General features: G+C 70.6%; 3 protein-coding genes. 2 read left to right on the top strand and 1 reads right to left on the bottom strand.

The genetic code is table 11. From position 1 onward, the window contains the following. Positions 1-19 precede the first annotated feature (19 nt). Together DU475_RS22995 and fliP are read left to right on the top strand one after the other, a co-directional pair. On the top strand, positions 20-1150 hold the full coding sequence (locus tag DU475_RS22995) for a flagellar biosynthetic protein FliO (RefSeq protein ID WP_164633435.1): 1131 nt from the start codon (positions 20-22) through the stop codon (positions 1148-1150). Further along, entirely contained in the window at positions 1147-1914 is a 768-nt protein-coding gene (gene fliP / locus DU475_RS22990; RefSeq protein ID WP_047309232.1) for a flagellar type III secretion system pore protein FliP, read from the top strand. The genes DU475_RS22995 and fliP overlap by 4 nt, the downstream gene beginning before the upstream one ends. Positions 1915-2043: 129 nt before the next feature. On the opposite strand, the gene DU475_RS22985 is transcribed toward fliP, so the two are convergent. Next, on the bottom strand, positions 2044-4837 hold a 2794-nt coding region (locus tag DU475_RS22985; protein ID WP_164633434.1), incomplete at its 5' end, for a tetratricopeptide repeat protein.

Raw genomic sequence — 4837 nt, 5'->3', positions numbered from 1 at the left:
TGTTTGCCCGGGATACAGCATGTCATCGCAGCCATTGATGTTCTTTCTCGCATTTCTGGCGGTTCTGGCGCTGATCGGCGCGGCCGCGTGGCTGGTGCGCCGCTTCGCCGGCAACCGGCTCGGCACCAATGCCAGCCGCGGCCGGATGCCGAGGCTGGCGGTGATCGACGCCGCAGCCGTCGACGGCCGCCGGCGGCTGGTGCTGGTCCGCCGCGACAATGTCGAGCACCTGCTGATGATCGGCGGGCCCAGCGACATCGTCATCGAGCCGAACATCGTTCGCGCCACCCCGGCCCGGGATCCGCTGCCGACCCGCGGCGGCGTCGAACCGCGGATGACGCCGTCCGACCTGGGCCAATGGGAGGCCGAGGGTGCCGCCGAGCCCGCAGAGCCGGAATTGCCGCCGATGCCGCCGCGTCCCGCACCGCGTCCTGCGCCACCGGCGATGCCGGAACGGCGACCGAGCGATCCGTTCGCAGGTCTGGTGCCCGAGCCGCTCGCCCGCCCGGAGCCGCCGCTGCCTCCACTGCAGCGCGCCGAGCCGCCGATCCTCCGCGCCGAACCGCCCGTCATGCGCGCCGAGCCGCCCGTCATGCGCGCCGAGCCGCCTGTGATGCGCGCCGAGCCGCCGATCATGCGGGCCGACCCGCCGATCCTGCGGCCTGAGCCGCCGCGTCCGGAGCCCCGCCCGGAACCGCGGATGGAGCCGGCGCCGCGTCCGCGCGCCGAGCCGGCGATGCCGCGCCCGCCGCGGCCCGAACCGAAACCGGCCCCCGCGCCGCGCGCAGAACGTCCGGCACCTCCTCCGCCTCCTCCTCCGCCGCCGCCTGCTCCGTCGGCCGCTCCGGTTGCGACCGCGGCTCCAGCAGCCGCGGCCCCCGCAGTCGCAGCGCTGTCCACCGCCGACCAGAATCTGGCGGAGATGGCCAACCGGCTGGAAGCCGCGCTCCGCCGACCGCCAACGGCGCCGGCAGAGCCCGCGCCGCCGGTCGCTCCCGAACCGCCGCGGCCGACCACACCGGCCCCGCGCGCTGCCGAACCGGCCGAAGAAGCGCCGGCCGCGGCCGAACCGGCTGGCGGCAAGACCGGTTTCGAAAGCCTCGAAGACGAGATGGCGGCCCTGCTCGGCCGACCGAAGTCGCCTTCGTGAGCGCCTCGACCACCCCGCGTAGAGTTTTCATCATCCTATCGGTCTGGATCGTCGCGGCTCTCGCGATGATTGCGCCTGCGCAGGCGCAGGACATCAGCATCAATCTCGGCGGCCAGGGCGGCCCCGGCGTCACCGAGCGCGCGATCCAGTTGATCGCGCTGCTCACCGTGCTGTCGATCGCACCGTCGATCCTGATCATGATGACGTCGTTCACCCGGATCGTGGTGGTGCTGTCGTTGCTGCGCACCGCGCTCGGTACCGCGACCGCACCGCCGAACGCGGTGATCATCGCGCTGGCGCTGTTCCTGACCGCTTTCGTGATGGGACCGACGCTGCAGAAAGCCTATGACGACGGCATCAAGCCGCTGATCGCCAACGAGATTGGGGTCGACGACGCGCTGGTGCGCGCATCCGGGCCGATGCGGGTGTTCATGCAGAAAAACGTTCGCGAGAAGGATCTGAAGCTGTTTCTCGACCTGTCCGGCGAACCGCCGCCGGCGACGCCGGAGGATCTGTCGCTGCGCATCCTGATGCCGGCGTTCCTGATCTCGGAGCTGAAGCGCGCGTTCGAGATCGGCTTCCTGCTGTTCCTCCCCTTCCTGATCATCGACCTGGTGGTTGCCTCGATCCTGATGTCGATGGGCATGATGATGCTGCCGCCGGTGGTGGTGTCGCTGCCGTTCAAGCTGATCTTCTTCGTCCTGGTCGACGGCTGGTCGCTGGTCGCAGGCTCGCTGGTGCAGAGCTACACGGGCGGCGGGTAGTCCGCCGACATCGAAGCTGCGGATGCCCCTCTCCACGGGTCATTCCGGGGCGCACGCAGGCGGGCGAACCCGGAACGACGAACGAGAGGCAGTGCGAGGCGCGGATCGTTCGCGTCCAGCGTGTCGCCTCTACCGCGTCGCCTGGATGGTGCGGATCTTCGGCGGTACCTGAGGCGGTACCTGGGGCAGCGTGCCGGTCGAGGTGAGGTCGGCGCCGGGCGGTGTGAGGCGGGCCGAGGCATCGGGGAAGCGCTGCTTCATTTCGCGCAGGAAGCCCTCCAGCGTATCGACGCTGGCCGCCATCTTGGCGATTGCGGCGAACGCCGCACTGTCGCCGGCGCTCGGCTGGCTGGCAATGTCGAACGCGGCGCGATCGGCCGGGTCGGTCATCAGCGGCGCGAATTTCTCGCGGAAGCGATCGAGCCCGAGGGCGTCTTCGGCGAGTGCGTAGCCGACCACGGCTCGGACCACATCGCTCTTCTCGCCCGACGACAGCGGCGTGAAATCCTTCCAGCGATCGCCCAGATACAGCTCGATCTGCTCGGAGGCTTCGCGCCAGCGCCGCGCCGCCCAATAGATGTCCGAGCGCAGCCGCAGCGCTTCGCGGCCGACGATGTTGCTGATGATGTCCAGCGCCAGATCGTGGCGGCCGATGTCGCTCTGCGCCCGCGCCTCCAGCAGCAGCCGCTGCTGGCGCAATTCGCCGGCGAGGTCGGCGATCCGCGACGAATGCAGTGCGCCGATCGCGCGGTCCGGCTTGCGGTTCATCAGATAGATCATCGCCAGCTTGGCGGCGACCTGCGCCCGCGCCGCGCCTTCGAGCCGCTTGTCGACCTGATACTGCAGCAGCTCGCTGGCCTGATCGAGCAGATCGACAGCGACCAGCCGCTCGGCGAGCCGGCGGATCATCTCGTCGCCGCGCCGGCCGATCGGCGTCAGCTCACGATACTCGTAGAACATCGCCAGCGCCTCGATCGGCGGCAGGTCGTCGCCCTTGCTGCCGAGGAAGAGCTGCGAGAACAGCGCGCGGGAATCGTCCTGGGCCTTGCGGGCCGCTTCCGAGTTCGGCGCGAGCTGGGTCGCGACCCGCGCCGCCTGCAGCGAGTCCTGATAGCGCCCGGCGTCGGCGTACATCTTCGACAGCAACTGCTGAGTGTTCACCTCGAGCTGGTCGCCCCGCCAGTTCACCGACAGCCGCTCGAGGTCGGGCAGCGCCTCGGCGGGCGTCAGTTCGTCGCGCTTCAGCCGCAGCACGATGTCGCGAAACCACGCCTCGGCGGCAGCCTGCCGATCGGGCGAGGCCATCGCCTCCTTGTACTTCTTCAGCGCGTCCGGCTCGCGGCCGAGCGCCTCGTCGAGCCAGCCGCGCATCACCGTGACCTGCGGCGTGATCTCCGGCGACAGTCCGACCAGATCGAAATCCGAACTCAGCTTTGCTGCGCCGGAGTAGTCCCGAACCTCGAGCGAGGCGCGCATCGCGGCGGCCAGCACGGCGCGCTGGATGTCGAGCGGCAGTGCCGTGATGGCGAACTGCACGCTCTTCAGCTTTTCGCGGGCTTCGGCCCATTTGCCCTGCCGCGCCAGCGCCACCCCCCGCCACATCTGCGCGTCGTAGGTCGAGGCGATCGCCGGATTGGCGATGTCCTTGAGGGTCTGTTCCGATCGCCCCATCAGCGCGCTGGCCGCGGCGTGTCCCAGCATCGCCGCGGCATCTTCCTGCCCCGGCTTGCTGGTCGACAGCGCCAGATCGAGCACGCCCTTGGCTTCCGGATACAGGCCGCGCGCCATGTAGAACCGGGCCAGATCCAGCCGGGCCGGCAGCTTGTCGTCGCCGCTCGCGGTCGATGCGGCATTGAGGCGCTCGTCGAGCGACTCCTTGAAGTCGCCGGCCTGATCCTTGGTCCATTGCCGAATATCGAAGAACGGCCGCTGAACGGAGACATCGCCGCTGGGCTCCGCCGCAGACGACAGCGTCAGTCCACCGGGCCGGGTCAGCACCACCGCATCGGAGGTGGTCTCGACAGCGACGTCGTCGGATTTCAGCTCGATTACGACGCCGTGGATCGACTCCAGCAGATTGAACTCGACGAAGTTCTGCCGCTTGATGAAGCCGCGCGGCGGCGGCAGCGCCGTCACCACCGTCAGCGTGTCGCCGGCATCGGGATCGGGAAGCCGCTGCACCCGGCCCAGCGCCGGCAGCGCCACCGAGACGCTGGCGCGGGCAGGATCGGCAATGTTGCGCACCGCGGACAAAGGCTGCGAGGCCGCACGACCGGCATCGGCAAGGATCACCATCCAGCTTTTGCCGGAGCCGTCTTCGTCACTCAACGTCGCGATCTGCGGGCGACCGAGCCGAATCCGGATCGCCTGGCCGTCGGCGAGCGGCACCCGGCTGGCATCGGCAACCACCGAGCTGCCCTCGCGGCGGATCGCCGAAAGGTCGAACGGCGCGGTGTTGTCGAGCACCAGCCACAGCACCTCGCCGCGACGGAACAGCGCCGCCGGCGTCGGAGCTGCGAACGCGAAGGACAGATGCAGGCCGTCATTGTGCATCCGCACCTCGACCGGCCGCGCCAGGTTCGGCACCGCAGGCTTCGCAGCGGCGGCGGGCTCCGCCGGAGCAGGACCGGTTGCGGCAGGGGCGGTCTGCGGGGCTGTGACGCGCGGGGCCGCGGCTGCGACGGCAGGTCCGGCGGGCGCGGCCGCAAGCGGACTTTGGCTGGCCGGCGGTCCGGCGGGAGACGGCGTCGCCGCCGGACCGGCTGCCGATGGCGGCGGCGCTGGCGCCACGGATGATGCCACAGGCGCCGGCTGCGGCGCTGCGGGCTGAGGTGCGACGGGCTGCGGCGCTGCGGGCGGCGCCGGCTTCGCGGCCTGGGTCTCGGCCGCGTCCGTCGCGGGCTTGGACGGCGCAGGCGTGGAC

Origin of the sequence: Rhodopseudomonas sp. WA056, from assembly GCF_010906995.1 — a bacterium.
Taxonomy (GTDB): domain Bacteria; phylum Pseudomonadota; class Alphaproteobacteria; order Rhizobiales; family Xanthobacteraceae; genus Rhodopseudomonas; species Rhodopseudomonas palustris_G.
The sequence above is the reverse complement of the archived record's forward strand: the minus strand, read 5'-3'. Positions and strand labels throughout refer to the sequence as shown.

Bases quoted from the DNA above. Each gene is read 5' to 3' on its own strand.
- DU475_RS22995 (WP_164633435.1), top strand. From the start codon at position 20: ATGTCATCGCAGCCATTGATGTTCTTTCTCGCATTTCTGGCGGTTCTG.